Origin of the sequence: Sporosarcina sp. ACRSL (assembly GCF_022346605.1) — a bacterium.
Lineage (GTDB): Bacteria > Bacillota > Bacilli > Bacillales_A > Planococcaceae > Sporosarcina.
Genome location: NZ_JAKRNT010000021.1, coordinates 13087 through 31341 on the forward strand (window position 1 = coordinate 13087; position 18255 = coordinate 31341).

At 43.5% G+C, this 18255-nt stretch carries 21 protein-coding genes; 14 read left to right on the forward strand and 7 right to left on the reverse strand.

The features are described 5' to 3' along the window. Positions 1-36 precede the first annotated feature (36 nt). Positions 37-777 carry a YiiX/YebB-like N1pC/P60 family cysteine hydrolase gene (locus MHZ92_RS20595; protein WP_239433593.1) on the reverse strand — a complete coding sequence of 247 codons (741 nt, stop codon included), beginning with the start codon at positions 775-777 and terminating at the stop codon, positions 37-39. Positions 778-1180: 403 nt separating this feature from the next. On the opposite strand from MHZ92_RS20595, the gene MHZ92_RS20600 reads away from it, so the two are divergent. From MHZ92_RS20600 to MHZ92_RS20615, 4 genes are all read left to right on the forward strand, one after another. Continuing rightward, complete coding sequence (locus tag MHZ92_RS20600) at positions 1181-2461, forward strand: helix-turn-helix domain-containing protein (protein WP_239433594.1); 1281 nt, start codon at positions 1181-1183, stop codon at positions 2459-2461. Further along, positions 2458-2595, forward strand: coding sequence for a hypothetical protein (locus tag MHZ92_RS20605; RefSeq protein WP_239433595.1), 138 nt, complete (start codon positions 2458-2460; stop codon positions 2593-2595). Before MHZ92_RS20600 ends, MHZ92_RS20605 begins: the two co-directional genes overlap by 4 nt. Positions 2596-2796: 201 nt before the next feature. After that, positions 2797-3570: a DUF6574 domain-containing protein gene (locus MHZ92_RS20610; RefSeq protein WP_239433596.1), complete on the forward strand. Its 774-nt coding sequence runs from the start codon at positions 2797-2799 to the stop codon at positions 3568-3570. A 310-nt stretch (positions 3571-3880) separates the two neighbouring features. Next, on the forward strand, positions 3881-5092 hold the full coding sequence (locus MHZ92_RS20615; protein ID WP_239433597.1) for an acetyl-CoA C-acyltransferase: 1212 nt from the start codon (positions 3881-3883) through the stop codon (positions 5090-5092). Between the two features lie 55 nt (positions 5093-5147). Here MHZ92_RS20615 and MHZ92_RS21480 read toward each other — a convergent pair whose 3' ends face one another. Both MHZ92_RS21480 and MHZ92_RS20620 read right to left on the reverse strand, forming a co-directional pair. Continuing rightward, on the reverse strand, positions 5148-5282 hold the full coding sequence (locus tag MHZ92_RS21480) for a hypothetical protein (protein WP_255723678.1): 135 nt from the start codon (positions 5280-5282) through the stop codon (positions 5148-5150). Then, positions 5282-6577: a tetratricopeptide repeat protein gene (locus MHZ92_RS20620; RefSeq protein WP_239433598.1), complete on the reverse strand. Its 1296-nt coding sequence runs from the start codon at positions 6575-6577 to the stop codon at positions 5282-5284. Before MHZ92_RS20620 ends, MHZ92_RS21480 begins: the two co-directional genes overlap by 1 nt. A 226-nt stretch (positions 6578-6803) precedes the next feature. Here MHZ92_RS20620 and MHZ92_RS20625 point away from each other — a divergent pair, with 226 nt between their 5' ends. Further along, positions 6804-6968 carry a hypothetical protein gene (locus MHZ92_RS20625; RefSeq protein WP_239433599.1) on the forward strand — a complete coding sequence of 55 codons (165 nt, stop codon included), beginning with the start codon at positions 6804-6806 and terminating at the stop codon, positions 6966-6968. A gap of 112 nt (positions 6969-7080) precedes the next feature. Here MHZ92_RS20625 and MHZ92_RS20630 read toward each other — a convergent pair whose 3' ends face one another. The 3 genes from MHZ92_RS20630 to MHZ92_RS20640 form a co-directional block, all read right to left on the reverse strand. Beyond that, positions 7081-7626 carry a manganese efflux pump MntP gene (locus tag MHZ92_RS20630; RefSeq protein WP_239433600.1) on the reverse strand — a complete coding sequence of 182 codons (546 nt, stop codon included), beginning with the start codon at positions 7624-7626 and terminating at the stop codon, positions 7081-7083. Between the two features lie 113 nt (positions 7627-7739). Beyond that, complete coding sequence (locus MHZ92_RS20635; RefSeq protein ID WP_239433601.1) at positions 7740-7925, reverse strand: hypothetical protein; 186 nt, start codon at positions 7923-7925, stop codon at positions 7740-7742. 278 nt (positions 7926-8203) lie between these two features. After that, positions 8204-8758, reverse strand: a complete 555-nt coding sequence (locus MHZ92_RS20640; RefSeq protein WP_370644795.1) for a GbsR/MarR family transcriptional regulator — start codon at positions 8756-8758, stop codon at positions 8204-8206. 201 nt (positions 8759-8959) lie between these two features. Between MHZ92_RS20640 and MHZ92_RS20645 the strand changes: the two genes are divergently transcribed. From MHZ92_RS20645 to MHZ92_RS20655, 3 genes are read left to right on the forward strand one after another with little or no spacing between them, the layout of a single operon-like run. Continuing rightward, the gene (locus tag MHZ92_RS20645; protein WP_239433603.1) at positions 8960-10228 is read left to right on the forward strand and encodes a quaternary amine ABC transporter ATP-binding protein; all 1269 of its coding nucleotides are present in this window, start codon (positions 8960-8962) and stop codon (positions 10226-10228) included. Further along, complete coding sequence (locus tag MHZ92_RS20650) at positions 10221-11072, forward strand: ABC transporter permease (RefSeq protein WP_239433604.1); 852 nt, start codon at positions 10221-10223, stop codon at positions 11070-11072. The genes MHZ92_RS20645 and MHZ92_RS20650 overlap by 8 nt, the downstream gene beginning before the upstream one ends. Positions 11073-11074: 2 nt before the next feature. Next, on the forward strand, positions 11075-11980 hold the full coding sequence (locus tag MHZ92_RS20655; protein ID WP_239433613.1) for a glycine betaine ABC transporter substrate-binding protein: 906 nt from the start codon (positions 11075-11077) through the stop codon (positions 11978-11980). A 54-nt stretch (positions 11981-12034) separates the two neighbouring features. On the opposite strand, the gene MHZ92_RS20660 is transcribed toward MHZ92_RS20655, so the two are convergent. Then, on the reverse strand, positions 12035-12271 hold the full coding sequence (locus MHZ92_RS20660) for a hypothetical protein (protein ID WP_239433605.1): 237 nt from the start codon (positions 12269-12271) through the stop codon (positions 12035-12037). Positions 12272-12508: 237 nt separating this feature from the next. Between MHZ92_RS20660 and MHZ92_RS20665 the strand changes: the two genes are divergently transcribed. The 6 genes from MHZ92_RS20665 to MHZ92_RS20690 are packed head-to-tail and all read left to right on the forward strand — an operon-like array spanning position 12509 to position 18116. After that, on the forward strand, positions 12509-13180 hold the full coding sequence (locus tag MHZ92_RS20665) for a GntR family transcriptional regulator (RefSeq protein ID WP_239433606.1): 672 nt from the start codon (positions 12509-12511) through the stop codon (positions 13178-13180). Further along, positions 13181-14386, forward strand: a complete 1206-nt coding sequence (locus tag MHZ92_RS20670; RefSeq protein WP_239433607.1) for a CaiB/BaiF CoA transferase family protein — start codon at positions 13181-13183, stop codon at positions 14384-14386. Then, on the forward strand, positions 14387-15295 hold the full coding sequence (locus MHZ92_RS20675) for a hydroxymethylglutaryl-CoA lyase (protein WP_239433608.1): 909 nt from the start codon (positions 14387-14389) through the stop codon (positions 15293-15295). It begins immediately after the preceding gene. After that, complete coding sequence (locus tag MHZ92_RS20680) at positions 15292-16317, forward strand: TRAP transporter substrate-binding protein (RefSeq protein ID WP_239433609.1); 1026 nt, start codon at positions 15292-15294, stop codon at positions 16315-16317. Before MHZ92_RS20675 ends, MHZ92_RS20680 begins: the two co-directional genes overlap by 4 nt. 27 nt (positions 16318-16344) lie before the next feature. After that, the gene (locus tag MHZ92_RS20685; RefSeq protein WP_239433610.1) at positions 16345-16842 is read left to right on the forward strand and encodes a TRAP transporter small permease; all 498 of its coding nucleotides are present in this window, start codon (positions 16345-16347) and stop codon (positions 16840-16842) included. Continuing rightward, complete coding sequence (locus MHZ92_RS20690) at positions 16839-18116, forward strand: TRAP transporter large permease (RefSeq protein ID WP_239433611.1); 1278 nt, start codon at positions 16839-16841, stop codon at positions 18114-18116. Before MHZ92_RS20685 ends, MHZ92_RS20690 begins: the two co-directional genes overlap by 4 nt. The last annotated feature ends 139 nt before the right edge of the window (positions 18117-18255 follow it).

The following is an 18255-nucleotide window of genomic DNA, read 5'->3' on the forward strand; positions in this document are numbered from 1 at the left end:
TGCCTGTCGCCCCTAGGCAGGCGCCCTTCGCTTTTGTTATATCGACCGTATAAACCGTGTCTGCGAAGCGTCCCGCACATCCCGCGGATAGACACCGAAGCCTTTATCGACATCCAAGTCGAGTCCGCCTTTCAATAAGTAAGCTGACCAGATGAGTTTCGAACAGTTTTTTGCACCTGTATGCCCTGTATTCCGGTTGTTTGCGAAGTTCAGGGAGTACGGCTGTCCGATTTGAGTCCAAGCCCAGCTCGCTGCATTTTGTTTCACTGTGCTCGTCGTTGAAACAGATTTCACGACAGCGCCTTTATCCACGGTCCTGACGTTAGCGGAAATGCTACGCACACCAGAAGGGTAGATGGATTCTACAATTGTGCTGCTGGAATAGTATAATCCAACATGACCATGGTTGATATACGCTGTTGCGGACGGTGTATAGTAGAAGTCACCGCGAGCGCTCGGTCCGACGATATAGTTTGCGGATCCGCCGCCCTGTAGAGTTGCTTCATCGCCGAATTGTTCAGCCAACTGCTTTGCCTCTTCTTCAGCTAACTCGTTTTGTCTTTCCATCTCTTTGTACATTTGCTCGTAAATTTCATCCTCATTCATACCAGTTGTCAGGACAAGCTCTTCAACTTGCTTTTGCAATTCATCTGCGGAAACACCTGGTTGCATCGTTAAAATTTCATTCTTATACTGCTGGACGGTTGAAGCTTGGATAGGGGACTGCAGACTGATAACGAGAATTCCTGTCAATGCAAGTGCGACAATTTTTTTCACGTTACTCGCTCCTTTTGCGAAGACAACTGGCCAGTTTGTCTTCAAAATGTATGTTGTCCAACATACTTTCACTATAGCATGGGTGCTAGAATAGTTAAATTTTTGTGAGAATAGTTGATTTGGGATATATCAGGCCGTTTCATTCGTCTAATCGACTCATTCTTTTGTGTCTATACAAAGATTGGAGCAGCTTGCTAGGTAAATAGGTGGTCATTTTGATGAAATGATAAGAAAGTTAATAGAACAAATTATAGAGCGAATTTTCCCAATGAGGATGGAGGAATCATTTGTGAAATTGCAAAACAAGTATAAAAGAATGAAAGTTAGGAATAGATAAATTTTATATTGATGACAACCATAGAATTACTTACAATGGTGGAAAGGGTGAAAGGAGGGGGCTCACATGCATATCGGCAGTCGGATCAGGAGGCTGCGAGAGAGAGAAGGCCTGACACAAAAAGAGGCAAGCTCCGGAATTATCTCAACTTCCCACTATAGCAATATTGAAAGCGGCCGGTTTGAACCGTCGAGTGATGTTCTTGAAATGCTGGCAGAACGGCTAAATTCGCCGATAGCCTATTTCCAGAAAACCCATGAGGACGATGCCTGTCTCCAACAACTATTGACGGAATATGAGGAGCTGCTCTCTTCTGATCTGAAAGGGATCCCGGGTTTTTTAATTAAACATAGTCAGCAATTTACACATATCCCCTCTATTACTCAAGAAATCATGTTCAATTTATTGAAATACACCGAACTACTTAAAGTAGGAAAAATTCCAGAAGCCCAAACCCATTACTCCTCGGAAATCGCCTACATTCCTCAAACATTCTTCGAAAATGCAAGCAAGTCACTCTTTGAAAAATATACGTATACGTCAGCGCTATTTTATTATTTCAATAAAGACTACGAAGCAAGTATCTCCCATTTTGAAGACACTCTGTACTTGACGCGTGATGAGTCCCTTTGTGCGAAAATCAATTATAATATTTCACTAGTATTCTTTCAGCAATTTGATTATGGCACTGCCCATATTTATGCAAAACGCGCAAAGCGTCAATACATGCACTTGCATAATTGGGCAAAGGCCGGAGATTGTTACAATCTGATCGCCGCACTCTACCTTGCACAGCATAAGACGAAAGAAGCGAAACGCTATATTGACAAGGGGTTCAGTGTTTTGGGTACGTCTACGACAGTAACGCATGGACGGCTGTACCATAATCTCGCTTTCGTGCAGATGGAAGAGCAGGAATATATCCAAGCGCTCGAAACGGTTAATAAATGTATTGAACTAAAAAAGAAGTTGAAATGTGACAGCTTGTTCGACTCCCAACTTTTGAAATTAAGGATTTTATTCCACCTGGGAGATCTGTTGGCGTTGAGGGAAAGTATGAATCGACTGCAACCGTCCAATGAATTAAATAAAGCACACCTCGACTATGTCGAAGCAAAGCTATACTATGCCCTACGTGAATACGATTTGTACGAGCAGAAAATGAAGAACTGCATCCATTATCTATACGCAAATGAAGATTGGAAAGTAGTGAAAGATGCTGCCCGCCACCTATCCATCTACTATGAAGCCAACAAAAAATACAAAAACGCATACAAGTATCAAGAGCTTTGCATCGAGGTTTACAGGCGGTTAACGATGGAACTGAAAGGAGGTGAAGAACGGTGAAGAAGAAAGTCCTAATAATCTGTCTCGTCCTTGGTTTTGCATTCACACCATACATGAACCCCGCAAGCGCCAGTGAATTTGTCACAAACGGAATTGGCGGACCGGATGTAGGACCGCCACATGGCAAGGGGTAATTGTATTGGTGAATGGATTAAAAAAGCACGTAAATCTGCGTTTCGATTTACGTGCTCTTTTTTTGTTGCCAAGCCATGCATTCGTCCCTTTTTCTAAAAATCTGTCGTAAGCGGTTGGCTATCGTAATACAGTTACTATAGAAGGGCATTTGGCAGGACTGGTTTGATAGCAAGGGATTGAAAAAATCAGGAGGGAAAAAATTGAGGTGTTCGAATTGTGGCAATGAGCAGGTAAATGGGCAGTATTGCTGGAGGTGCGGTACGAAGCTTGTTGAAGCGAAGAAAACCATTCATGAATCGATTCATCCAGAGGAGGCGGTCAGTGAAATTACGGTTGTGAAAGTGGATTCTACTGTTCATTTGGATAGTTTAAAGCAACAGACAGGGGAGTATTGGAACTACTTTTTATCCCATTTGAAACGGCCATCCACTTGTTTTACCAGCCTAGAAAACGAATTTAAAAATGGCTTTATTTCCTTGTTGCTATATGCGGCGATTTTCGGATTTGCGTTTTATAAAGGAATCAACGGCATGTTGTTCGAATCGTTTGCCGGAATTGCACGTCTTGTTGGCGAGGATTATAGTGGCTTATCGTTTTCTACTGTTTTCTTCAATGCAGCTGGATTTATCGCAGTCTGTATGGCGGTCATCGTAACCGGACTATTCGTCATCGGCATGTATTTTGGCCCTAATCATTCAGTAAAACAAACAGTGGCGTTCTATAGCGCACATGCCTTGCCGGCTATACTAATTGGACTAGTTGCACTACTATTCCTCACAATGAAATCCTATTTCTACGGAGGCTTCCTACTCGTTGCAAGTCTGATCTACGTCCTCATGCTCTCCCCCGGCTATGTCATGAGCATCGTTTTATCCAAAAACCCAAAAGAACTCGACCCATCCCACGGCTACGCCATCTACGTCGTCTTCGTCCTCATCCTATTCGGACTTCTCTATCGACTCACCATCAATTAATCGTTTGGGTGCCTGTGCAAGACACATTTATGACAATTCGACAACATGCATAATAATACTAATGTAAGTCTACTAAAGATTGATATGGATGGTTTCTAGTTATCAAGTTATACAATTGTAGTGTATTGTCGAAATATTTTTGGTGACTGTGTGAGGTGCATTTATGACTATTCACTTGTATGTATATTTATACAATTAAAAATTATCTCAACTTGTTGTAGAAAGGTTTCTGTTTTTGGTTTATACAATTGTAGTGCATAGTCTGAATTGTTTGCTGCATAGGCACCTGAAAAAAAAGGGGGGTAGGGGATTGGATAGAGAAGTTTTTATTATAGATGCGGTTCGGACGCCGATTGGGAAATATAAAGGGAAGTTGAAGCATGTCCGTCCGGATGATTTAGGGGCTAATGTCCTGAAAGGGTTAGTCGAAAGGAATCCGGAACTTCCATTGGAGTTAATCGATGATGTCATTTTTGGGAATGCAAATGGGGCCGGTGAGGACAACCGGAATGTGGCGAGGATGTCCCTGTTGCTGGCGGGCTTTCCGAAAGAAATTAGCGGAACGACCGTCAATCGGCTCTGTGGCTCAGGATTGGATGCAGTCAGTTTGGCAGCCCGATCCATTTTGTCCGGCGAGTGTGAGGTCGTCATTGCAGGCGGGGTAGAAAGCATGACGAGAGCCCCGCTTGTCATGAAAAAACCAGATTCTGAATTTCCTAGGGGCGATATGACGGTGCATGATACAACAATCGGTTGGCGATTCATTAACCCAGAAATGTCTCGACGATATGGAACGGATTCAATGCCGCAAACAGCGGAAAATGTCGCATCACGCTTTGGCATTACGAGAGAAGAGCAGGATGAATTTGCATATCAGAGTCAGCAAAAGGCGAAAAAGGCGATCGAAGACGATAAGTTTAACGATGAAATTATTCCGGTTTGCTTCACAGATAAAAAAGGAAACGAGCACATTGTGGATTGCGATGAACATCCAAGATTCGACACAACGATAGAGAAGCTATCGGTATTATCCCCGATTTTTGAAGGTGGCACGGTGACTGCAGGGAATTCAACCGGAGTGAATGACGGTGCATCCGCGGTGCTGCTTGTGAGTGGCGATTTTGCACGAAAGCACGGCTTACGGCCACTCGTCAAATATGCTGGTTCTGCAACCGCGGGAGTAGAGCCAGCGGTCATGGGATTAGGTCCAATCCATTCAACGAAGAAATTGATGGCGAAAAAAGGGTGGCGATCCTCCGATTTCGACCTCATTGAAATCAATGAGGCATTTGCTTCTCAGTCATTGGAATGTATTAAACAACTTGACTTCGACATGGACAAAGTCAATGTCAACGGAGGAGCGATTGCGCTAGGGCATCCCCTCGGAGCAAGTGGCGCACGTATTTTGACGACATTGATCCATGAGATGAAACGAAGAAAAGCTAGGCGGGGATTGGCGACAATGTGCATTGGGGTTGGACAAGGGATATCGGTTGTTGTGGAGAATGTCTACGAAAGCTAAGAAGGCCGATGCAAATGAAAAAAAGGAATGCATCCGAAACGGAGCATTCCTTTTTTCATTTTTCAATTGTGTAAGAGAAAGTTTTTAACACTTTTGGCATTTGGTCAGAGTTATTTGCTGAAGCAGTGCTGTTTTGAACTGTCAGACCTAATACAAGAGCTAGTAAAAGAATCGATACCATTTTTTTCATTACAAATCCTCCCATTTTTCCTTTTTACTATAAATATAGCCATATCTAATCCCATCTCGATAAAGACTAGATGCCAGCTTATATTTCCTATTATTATAGTACCACTCTGCAAGCGCAATGCAATACTTATGGATGAATCTGAAATCTTTAATTTCCTTAAAATGCTGAATGGCGGCTTCTGCTATTTCTACAGACAATCCATGTTCGCTATGCAGTGATTGATAGAAGCTGAAATGATGAAAATAAGAAATTTGGTTTTCATCATCTAATTGGTGATATAATGTAATCCCTTTTTCGGCCCAATCTCTAACAAGGTCCTTTTCACCCGTTTTTGAATAATCCTCGATTAAAGAGAGTATTGTAATCAGCTTTTCAGAAGGATCTATCTTATGGTCGATGCTTTTTTTATAATATTCGATAGCTTGGTGAGTATTTCCCATAGCACTATTCAGAGTACCTAGATTATGATAAATAATCCCTTTTTCGCTATGTAAATTAAATTCTTCGCTAATTTGCATAGCTTTTGAATATGCTTCCAGTGCGTCTTGGAATTTATCGCTTCTTTTATAAGAAATCCCGATAAGAATATAGCAGTCTAACACTCTACTCATCATTAGCTGCTCTCGGAAAAAATTAAGTGCACGTCTAGCATGATCAATCGAATTGAATGTATGCCCATCGGCCATATAGAACACAGCAATTATAAAATTAAATTCAGCTTCTTCCCATTCTCCAAGAGGTAACGACTCCAGTTTATGGAGTATTAACTCATAATAATGTATGGCCATCTTTACATTGCCAGTATTATAACAGAATAACCCTTTATTTAAGTGAAACAAATAAAGTTGGTATACATTGAAATCATCAATAAACTCTTCAAGTAATTCAATTTCTTGTTTGAGTTTTTCTGAATCAATTCTTACTATCATGTTAAATCGAAAAGTAATAAGCGAATAAGTATAATGTAATGAATCGTTTTCAAATAGGGGGACGTTTTGCTCAAGATACTCTAATTTCTCTCTCGTGAAATTTAAATCTCTCTCTGTAATAACTTCACGATATGTCTCCAACAACATCTTCTCGAACTCAATTTCCGTTTCCTCATCAGATTCCTGAAATTTCTCCGGATCCATTCCAAGCCGTTCCAAGAGCAGTTTTGCGATGTCTTCACTTGGTTCAATCTGATTCCGTTCAATTTTCGATAAATAAGATGGCGTGCAAATTCCTTTGGCCAGGACAACTTGTTTCATATCTTGCCGTACACGCTCAGCACGTATCAAATGACCTATTTTCATTCGCCCACCCCTCTCTTTATCTATCATAATCTAATTATAAGTATAATGCATATTACTGCCAAATGAGAAACTTTTCTTGAAAAACCGTAAAAAAACGTGTTTTCTCAAAAAAATGTCCCAACCGGTTATGCTTCTTTAGGTCGACATCCCGTGATATATTATAGTTAATAGTCCTAGGTCATGGCGATTCATCTAACTAAAACAGTACAAAAGGAGTGTGAAGGGGATGACGACTGCAAGAACGGATGTAAACTGCGATATGGAATTCCTGGACATCGAGATCATGAAGATGAAGATGGAACTCTTACAATTTGTGAAGAAGATGCAATCGAATGGATACCTGAAATCTGTTGACTATGAAGAGTTGACGAACAATCTCAAATCAAAATGAATCGATTTCGATGTAAGGTGGCTGACATTCCAAAGAATGGTGCAGTCACCTTTTTTGATTATAATGAAAAAACTCGCGGATTTATGAATAAATGTCCTTAAATTAATTTTTCTTAAATGAACATCTCGAACAGACCGATTACAATCAGTAGGATGCCGCCGGCTGGTTCGGCACGCTTGCCGAGCCAACTTGTACCGATATGTTCGCCTAGTCGGACGCCTATTGAAATGGAAATGAATGAAAAAAGTCCGATCGCTAATGCTGTTGAAAGCGGTTCTACGCCAGTAACGCCCGCGCTGAAGCCGATGGATAGACAATTAAAGGCAAGGATGAATCCTAAAACGACTGCCCCTTTCCAATTGATGGAGCCTATTTTATGCTCAGATCCATTCGATGGATTTGATGATTTCATGACAACCCAAAGCCCAAGCCCGATTAGTAAAATTCCACCGACCAAATTGGACGTGGATTTGGACATGACCTCGGATAAAATGCCTCCGACAAAGATAGAAATAAAAGCACAAACCGTAGAAATAAATGAAATGATAAAGTTATAGCGAAACGAAATCCGATTGGCACGTAATCCGTATGCAATACTAATTCCCAAATTATCGAGATTTGCTGCTATTGCAATGAGTAAAATGGTAAGTAATTTCATGGATAACCCCTCCGAGCGAAAGTCTATCCCTTATGTATATGAGTAACGAAATGGGCTCATTGGGCGGTAACGAAAAAGCAGTATCGAAGTGTAATCGACTTCGATACTGCTTTTTAAGATTCTCTTGTTCTTTTTGCACCGATGATCATGAGTCCAACCGAGCTTGTTATATTCAGCAGGGCGCCAATAATGAGCAAAGCCCATTCTATTTCATTCGGGAGGGAGAGCGTTAAGGATAAAACGAGGGACATGCTACCGATGATAAGCATGACTAGTAGGATTGGGATCTTTTTTTGCATCAAGTTGCCTCCTTTAAAATGCAAATGCGTATTTAGGGTATCCCATAGGCTTGTGGAATGCAATGGGGTTGGCGGTTTTATGCGTGAATTTTACGGTTTATGCGCAGTTCTATGAAGTTATGCGTTTCTGGTGGGATCTATGCGTGGATTTCGTTAGTTATGCGCATCTGTAGCGGTTTATGCGTGGATTTCACGATTTATGCTCAGATTCAAGAATTTATGCGTTTGTGCAAATTAAAAAGGCGGCGCCTTCGAAAGAAGGGGCCGCTTTTTTGTAGTTATTCTGTTTCTGAGTCGTCGTGTTCCTTTAATGGGACAAGGTCGAAAATGTCGTGGTCTTCCAAGGCGTCGACGAAGCGCTCGAGCCAATCGAAGTAGTCGCGGACATATTTGAGTTTTTGGATATCCGATTTCACCATTTCCAGTAATTCTTCACTAATGTTGGGGTCTTTTTTTAATTGTTCCAGCTCGCGCAGCGATTTCCTGACGGCGACGGAATGGTGTGAAATGGATCTGCGCCATTTAATAGAAAATAGATTGATGAAGCTTTGGTACCAGTCGTCTTTTACTTGGTACAAGTCTTTGCGAACACCGCGAACCCATGCTCTTTCGACAAGTTTCAAGTCGGCGAGCGCTCTGACGGATGTGCTCATGCTCGTTTTGCTCATGCCGAGCTCCTCTGTCATGTCATCCAAAGTCATCGGCTCGTCGTGGAAGAACAATGTGCCGTACTGTCTGCCGGCAGAAGATGTGAGACCGTATAGATGTATATTTTGCGCGATTGTTTCAATGATTCGTTCGCGTGCTTTGTCGAGTGTTTCTTTACCCTCCATCATGCTTTCCCTCCGCTGTATGGGGATTACCCCACTATCATTCCTAGACGTATTATACCCGTATTTCAAGTGTAACTATAAATTTAAACTTTGTACAGTTTTTACCGTACAAACAATTAATTTAGTTAAAACGGTTGTTTTAAAAAATATTTATGCATATACTAGTAAACGTTGAGTTCCAAAAAACTAGGGAGTGTACACATGGAAGAACAGAGTAAGAAAATTGAAGTGGTGAATACGACGAAGATCTTCGGGAAGCAGACGAAGCGTGCGGCGCAGCTGTTGAACGAAGGGAAGTCGAAAAGTGAAATCCTGAAAATGACAGGTGCGACAGTCGGTGTGAAAAACGCTACGTTCGATGTCTATGACGGTGAAATATTTGTCATTATGGGATTGTCGGGAAGCGGGAAATCTACATTAGTACGGATGTTGAATCGGTTAATTGATCCGACAATGGGCTCGATCCGCATTGACGGTCAAGATATTGTCGGAATGAATAAGGAGCAGCTCCGAGAAGTAAGGCGGAAGAAAATCGGAATGGTGTTCCAGAATTTTGCGCTTTTCCCGCATAAGACGATTCTTGAAAATACGGAATACGGACTGGAGATCCAGGGAATCGCAAAAGCGGAACGAAAGGCAAAGGCTACCGAATCATTGCGACTTGTTGGACTTGCAGGATATGAAGAACAATATCCGAGCCAACTAAGTGGCGGGATGCAACAGCGTGTCGGCTTGGCGCGGGCGCTTGCAAATGATCCCGACGTGCTACTGATGGATGAAGCGTTTAGTGCACTGGATCCGCTCATTCGAAAAGACATGCAGGACGAATTATTGCAACTGCACCATGACATGGGGAAAACGATTATTTTCATTACCCATGACTTGGACGAAGCGCTTCGGATAGGCGACCGCATCGCGCTCATGAAAGATGGGGACATCGTTCAAATCGGGACGCCTGAGGAAATTTTAATGAACCCTTCGAATAAATACGTTGAACGATTTGTCGAAGACGTCGACCTTTCGAAAGTGTTGACGGCAGGTCATATTATGAAAAAAGCGGATATGGTACAAGTCGACCGGGGAGCCCGCGTTGCCTTACGCCTTATGAAAAGGCAAGGGATCTCCTCCATTTACGTTGTTGACAATGGCAATCAACTACTTGGTGCTGTCACAGCACAAGATGCCCTTGACGCGACGGAATCCGGCAAGACGTTGGAAAGTGTTCTCATCAAAGATATTCCTACGTGCTCGCCGGATACCGTACTAACCGATCTATTTGACACGGTATCAACGACACCGATTCCAATGGCGGTCGTGAATGAAGAGAAGCATTTGCAAGGGATTATCGTTCGCGGCGCGTTAATCGGTGCATTGGCGGGAGACGGTCAATTCATTAATCGTGATCGTCAAGTGGAGATGACAGTGGATACAGAGGAGCTACTTGATTTGGAGGTGAGCAGTCATGGATGAATTATTGCCACGCTTGCCTTTTGCAAGTTGGATTGACAGCGGCGTCGATTGGCTTGTCACTCATTTCGGCTCTGTCTTCGACGGCATCGCCGGTTTCTTAAAGGGATCTGTTGAAGGAGCGGTTGCTTGGATGGATATGGTGCCGTCCATATTGCTTGCTCTATTGTTCGCTTTAATTGCGTGGATCGTTTCCACTCGGAAAATCGCGATCTTTACGTTAATCGGCCTATTGTTCATCGACTATCTCGGCTATTGGTATGCGATGTTGCAAATGCTAGCCCTCGTCATTACTTCGGTCGTCATCGCCCTCGTCATCGGCATCCCGCTCGGTATTTGGGGATCACAGCGTCCAACGGTGAAAAAGATCATCAATCCGGTATTGGATTTAATGCAGACGATGCCGGCGTTCGTTTATTTATTGCCAGCGATCTTCTTCTTTAATATCGGTGTCGTGCCTGGTGTTGTTGCATCGGTTATCTTCTCGATGCCGCCGACGATCCGGCTGACGATGCTCGGAATTGAGCAAGTGCCAAAGGATCTGATCGAAGCAACGGAAGCATTTGGTTCGACGACATGGCAGCGGCTTATTAAAGTGCAAATTCCATTAGCCAAGCCGACGATCATGGCGGGTGTCAATCAAAGCATTATGCTTTCGCTATCGATGGTCGTCATTGCCTCGATGGTTGGCGCACCGGGACTCGGTGAGGAAGTGTATCGATCGGTGACTCAATTGAAGACGGGAGTCGGGTTTGAGACGGGTCTATCGATTGTCATCGTTGCCATCATTCTTGACCGGATCACACAACACGCAGGCAAGAAAAAACAAGGAGGAATTGTAAAATGAATTTGAAAAAGAAAATGTTTGGACTTGGATCAGCAGCAGTACTCGCACTAGGATTAGCAGCTTGTGGAAGTGATGAGGATAGCGGAAACTCATCAGCAGGTGGAGACAACTCTGCATCTGTCGGTGAATCCGTCGATTATAAAATCACAGGAATTGATCCGGGTGCTGGGATCATGGAAGCAACTGAAAGAGCACTTACGGATTATGAGCTTGATAAATGGAGTGTCACTTCAGGATCAGGAGCGGCGATGACTGCGGCATTGAAAAGAGCATACGATGCTGAAGAGCCGATCATCATCACGGGATGGACGCCTCACTGGAAATTTGCGAAATTCGATTTGAAATATTTAGATGATCCTAAAGGGTCTTATGGCGGCGAAGAGCAAATCCACACAATCGGTAGACTCGGACTTGCGGAAGATCTGCCGGAAGCCCATCAAATCCTTTCCAACTTCAACTGGTCTGAAGAGGATATGGGTGAAGTGATGGTCGCAATCCAAGAAGGTGAAAAAGAGGATGTTGCTGCACAGAACTGGATTGATGCCAATCCGGACAAAGTAGCGGAGTGGACAGACGGTGTGGACAAAGTGGATGGCGATAAAATAACACTTGCCTATGTAGCATGGGATAGTGAAATCGCAAGCACGAATGTCGTAAAATTGGTTCTTGAAGACATGGGATATGATGTCACAATGACACAAGTTGAAGCAGGTCCTATGTTTACAGCTATCGCTGACGGAAACGCAGACGCAACACTTGCAGCATGGTTCCCGGTGACACACGCAACATATGCTGAGAAATTCGATGGCAAATTTGAAGACCTTGGTGTCAGCATGGAAGGCGTCAAAATCGGTCTCGTCGTTCCACAATATATGGATATCGATTCTATCGAAGATTTAAAGGAATAAAAAAGGAATAGCAAACGCAGGCAGCCTACTTATTTGAGTAGGCTGCCTGTTTTTTTATCTTTCATATGAAACAGAAGAATACTGTTGGTTGAATTCTTTAATGCATGGAAATATGTAGTTCCAATGGTCATCTACATACATGATGTTATGTAAGCGATTACACTTAAACGCGACTACTTCTGCAGGTGTCAGATCAGAAAGATAAGTATCATGAGTCGTCATAATCTCTGACATGTTATCGGGGGATTTCTGAAGTGTCCGATGAACAGGTGAAAAACCGTTCCAATCCATATATTATCCTCCTTTTTTCTTAAATTTTATCCAGTATAGCATAAGAAGTGACAGAATAGTAGTCTTATTATACTAATTATAAAATAATTGTAAAAATTACATTATAACGTACGATTTTTAACTTCTTTAAATTGGTTGATAATTAATTATACTAAAATATAATTGACAAGTTTAAACAATTTGTTTATTCTGTCGTTAGCATACTGTATACAGTCGACAAGAATTGAGGTGCGGTTGATGTCGGGGTTTGTCGTAAAGAAAACAACTTTAAAAGAGCAAGTCTACGACTATTTAAAAAATGCGATCATACTCGGAGAAATCGCCCCAGGAGAGAGATTAATAGAAGAAAAAATTTCCGAGACGTTAAAAGTGAGCAGAAGTCCAATCCGAGAAGCGGTCAGAATGCTCGAAAAGGATGGGTTGCTAGACGTCAATACGACGGGCGGGGTAACTGTTGCGAATCCGACGACCGATGACTTCCGCAATCTGTACGAAATTCGAGTGGAAATGGAATCGCTTGCCGCCTTTTATGCAGCAAAAAGGAGACATCCTGATGAAGTTAGGGAATTAAAGTCTTTTATCGAAGAAATGAAAAAGGAAATGGGAAATAACAACTTCAGAGGATTGCTCGACGTCAATTTTAAATTTCACGAATTGATTGTTTGCGCAAGCAGGAATCCGTTACTCGTTTCAATGACATTGCAATTAAGGGGAGTCAACAGTTTTTATCGAAAAGTCATTTTGGCGGCCAATCCTGGATATGCAAAGGAAGCACTTTCAGACCATATGGAAATATACGAGGCAATCGCAGATCAAGATTCAGAGAAGGCAAGGGAATTAATGCGGCAGCATATTGAACATGATTATGAAGCGTTCATGAGAGTGGCTGCCGAGCAAGGGGGATGCTAGATGAACAGCAAGAAGAAGCCTTTAGAAGGTGTCAAAATTTTGGAATTGGGCAATTTAGTCGCTGCGCCATTTGCGGGAAAGCTTTTCGCGGAATTTGGGGCAGAAGTAATTAAAGTCGAAGAACCTAAAAATGGGGATCCGCTCCGCAATTGGCGGGTTATGCACGGGGACACATCAGTTTGGTGGTACGTCCAAAGCAGGAATAAGAAGTCAGTGACGATTAATCTTCGTGAATCGGAAGGACAGGACATCGTTAGGTCGTTGATCGGCAAAGTAGATGTCGTCCTTGAAAATTTTAAGCCAGGAACATTGGAAAGATGGGGGCTCGGCTTTGAGGAACTACAAAAAGTGAACCCATCGATCATCCTTACCCGGATTTCAGGATATGGACAAACAGGGCCCTATAAAGAAAAACCAGGTTTCGGTAGTGTAGCGGAAGCGATTGGCGGCTTGCGCTTTTTGACGGGTTACCCGGACCGTCCGCCAGTCCGTGCAGGCATTGCAATCGGTGACATGATTGCAGGCCTGTATGCGGTAATCGGAACATTGATGGCACTCCGTGCGCGTGATGAAGACCTGGAGAGGAAAGGGCAAGTTGTTGACGTTGCACTGTATGAAGCGGTGTTCAGCCTGCTGGAAGGCATTCTTCCGGAATACGATTTGACGGGACTCGTAAGGGAGCGGACGGGGAGCACCTTACCGGGAATTGCCCCTTCGAACACGTACAAATGCGCCGATGGGAAGCATATTGTCATCGGTGGAAATGGAGACCGCATCTTCCAGCGTCTCATGACGGCAATCGGCAGAGAAGATTTGGCGAATGACCCTCGGTATGCATCGAATCAGGGCCGTGCGGATCATGTGGAAATCATAGATGGAGCGATTGAAGAATGGACGATGCAGCATTCGATGGATGAAGTGCGACGCATATTGGATGAAGCTTCGGTGCCTGTAGGTCCGATCTATGGCATCAACGACATCGTGAATGACGAACATTACCAAGCACGAGATATGTTGAGGAAAATCGAATTGGATGACGGTGTGAAAATGACTGTCCCTGGGATTGTACCGAAGTTATCAGAAACACCGGGAGATATCGACTGGAACGGCCCGGTTCTTGGGGCCCACAATGAAGAAGTCTATACGGATTTCATCGGCCTGACGGAAGAAGAATTCAAGCGTCTAAAAGAGAAAGGGGTCATCTAAATGGAAGGCGTTACGATTATTGACGTCAGCCCTCGCGATGGTCTGCAAAACGATCCAAGACCGGTAAGCGTGGAGGAAAAAGTACAGCTTGTCAACAAACTGGTTGCTGCAGGAATTCATAAAGTCGAAGTGACATCTTTCGTACACCCGTTGAAAGTGCCTCAAATGGCGGATGCAAGCGAAGTGCTTCAAGCGCTCGCTTCTAATGAAGAACTCGAAGCGATTGCTTTGATTCCCAATCTGAAAGGGTATGAGCGGGCAAGGGAACACCGGTTATCGGAAGTGAACTGGGTCAGTGCCGCAACGGAAACATTCAACGAAAAGAATATCGGGATGACAATCGAGGATAATATGTCCCAATTCCTTCAAGTGTTGCAGAAAGCGAAGGAAGACGGTATTAAGACAACCTTTTCAGTCGCTGTCAGCTTTGGCTGCCCGTATGAAGGAGATGTCGATGAAGAGGATGTTTTACAAATTGTCCGTCGCATCAAAGAGGCAGGCGTCGACAGGATTGGCATCGCGGACACAATCGGCATTGCTACCCCAGATCATGTCGAAAGGCTGATGAAGAAAGTGCTCGCCATTGCAGGCGACACACCTGTCGCCATCCATTTGCACGACACGCGCGGACTGGGATTGGCGAATGCCTATGCAGCTTACCAAGCGGGTGTACGAATTTTTGAAACTTCCGCTAGCGGCATCGGTGGCTGTCCATTTGCACCGGGGGCCGCGGGTAATTTGGCAACAGAGGATCTCGTTTATTTATTCGAGAGAATGAACATTCCAACAGGGGTCGATTTTCAAAAACTATTAGGGGTCGCTGATTATGCGGCAAGTTTATCAACAAAAAATCCGCTCGGGCGAATCCGCCACGTGGAAAAACAAAGGGAAAAGGAGAATACGTTATGAAAAAATGGATGTTAGGTTTATTAATTTCAATCATTGGGATGGTCTTGCTTTCCGCATGCGGCAACGAAAAAACGGAAGATAAGGCTGTAGCTGACAGCGGGGACGGATACGAGGCAACGACAATCCGTCTAGCATACAACTTGCCTCAAGATCATCACGTCGCAGTCGGTATCGAAAACTTTGCAAAAGAAGTTACAGAGAAATCCGGTGGAAAAGTGAAAGTGCAAGTGTACCCAGCGGGGCAATTATTAAGTGACAAAGACATGAACCAGTCAATTTTATCAGGTGGAGTAGAAATGGGTGTGAACTCGTCAACGCTTTGGTCTTCGACAGTGCCAGCTATGGGTATTTTCGATGTCCCCTACGTATTTAATGACTACTCTGCTGTAGGAGAAGCAGTGAATGGTGAGTTTGGTGATAAGCTCCGAAGTGCGATGGAAGAAAAAGGTGCGAAAGTGTTAATCTTCGCTGACTATGGATATGTCCAATTTGCAAATAACAAGCGTCCTTTGAAATCACCAGAAGACTTCAAAGGATTAAAGATTAGAAGTATCGGAGATTTGCCTTCCGAATTGATCAAAGCATACGGGGCATCACCAGTGTTCATGGGTGGAGGGGAAGTGTATATGGCTCTTCAACGTGACACAGTAGATGGTGCAACATCCGGTACGACAGCAATGCTGCAACGTAAATACGACGAAGTAACGAAATATTTGACAATCAATAACTATGCGTATTTGGAATTCCTTTTGGCTGTTAATAAAGATTACTGGGATGGACTTCCTGCCAAAACACAAGACTTGATTACTGAAGTGGCTGCAGAAACTGAAGTTTGGATTCGTGAACAAGCCGAAAAAGAAGATGCCGAATCGGCAAAAGCACTTGAAGAAAAAGGAATGGAAGTCTACGTCGTACCTGCAGATGAGCTGGATGTATGGAAAGAAGCTGCAGCACCTGTACGTGACGTATTCGTGAAAAATGCCGGCGACTTAGGAAAAGAACTATTAGACTTGGTGGACTGAATTTATTAGATTTAGGGGGGAACCGCTTTGAAAAAGGTCTATAATATTATGGATCTGCTCATTAGATGGGGTGCGTACATCGCGGGTGTGCTCATTTTATTGACAACCGTCATGACGTTCTACGAAGTTGTCTCGAGGTCCTTTTTCCATAAACCGACTTCTTGGGCGACTGAATTATCCATCTATGCGATCATCGGCAGTTGTTTCTTAGGTAGTGCCTACGCGGTTCGGACCTATTCGCATATTACTGTTGATTTATTAGTCAATAATGTCAATGATCGAATGAAAACTGTGCTAGCTTACCTTACGAATTCTCTTGGCTTGGTATTTAGCATTATCTTTACAATTTATAGTTACATGCATGTCGTGAAGACATTCAACTTAGGCGTTACATCTGCATCACTTTTAAGGATTCCGATGTATTTACCGGAATCCTTCCTCGTGATCGGCGGCGTCCTGCTCTGCATCGCTTTCATCTTGCAAATTATCGATGGCGGCGTACATAGAGGAGGGGAACACATATGAATCTATTCTTTACGGGTGGATTGGGTGTCCTCCTTCTGATTGGACTACCTGTCGCCTTTTCGCTTAGTTTACTGGCCGTTGCAGGAATGTATTTCTTCAATGGCGGAACGTTTGCCTTCATGCAGATTCCAATTATTTCGTATAAGTCATTGGATGATTTCACACTGACAGCCTTGCCGATGTATGTATTGATGAGCCAAGTGCTTGTCGTCAGCGGCGTTGGTCGGGATTTGTATGAGATGGCAAGCAGATGGTTCAGACATTTCCCAGGGGGACTTGCCATTGCAACATTGTTCTGCTGTACCGTTTTCTCCGCTATATCGGGTTCCAGTGTGGCAACCGCCGTTACTGTCGGTGCTGTAGCACTACCTGAAATGGTGAGACGAGGCTATAACAAACGCCATGTATTGGGGTTACTAGCTGCAGGTGGAACACTCGGCATTTTGATTCCGCCAAGTATTCCAATGATCATCTATGGATCGGTAACAGGGGAGTCTGTCGGTAAGCTATTTATAGCTGGAATTGTTCCTGGAGCGATCATGACGATTGCATTCATGATCTTCTCGTCCTACCAAACTCGCCATATTAAGGACAAACCTGCGACTTGGGCAGAACGGATGGAAGCTTCGAGAAAGGCGATTTGGGGATTAATGTTGCCGGTCGTCATTATTGGCGGAATTTATACGGGCATCTTTACCCCGACGGAAGCAGCTGCTGTCGGCGTTGTGCTCAGTTTCTTAGTTGCCGCTTTTATTTATAAGAACATTAATATGACGACGATGAAGGAAATCCTCGTTTCAACAGTGAAAACGAACACAATGATTCTCTTCATTATCATCGGTGCAATGCTATTAGGCTATATTATGACAATCCTTCAGATTCCTCAAGGCATCGTCAACTTTGCGACATCCCAGGACATTAATCCGTGGATTATCTTCATTTTGATCAATCTCGTATTATTGATCCTCGGTATGTTCTTGGAAACTGTATCGATTCTTGTTATCACTTTGCCGATTCTTTACCCGATTATCATGGCGCTTGGTTTCGACCCAATCTGGTTCGCTATCATCATGGTCATCAATATGGAGCTGGCTCTTATCTCACCACCAGTCGGCATGAACCTGTTCGTATTGAAAGGATTGAACAAAGAAAACACGATAAGCGAGATTGTGAAAGGCGTCATTCCATACGCCGTCATCATGCTCCTTGTCATGGCACTTCTATCGTTCTTCCCGGAAATCGTAACATTCATGATCCATCAGGATATAAAATAAGTTAGACCCACGGAGACTTCTGCACTGACATAAGAAAATGAGACAAATAAAAACACCTTACGTTGAAAAACGGGTATTGAACCTTAATACATCAACGTGGAGGTGTTTTTTCTGTGGGAACTAGAGTTAGTTATCCAGA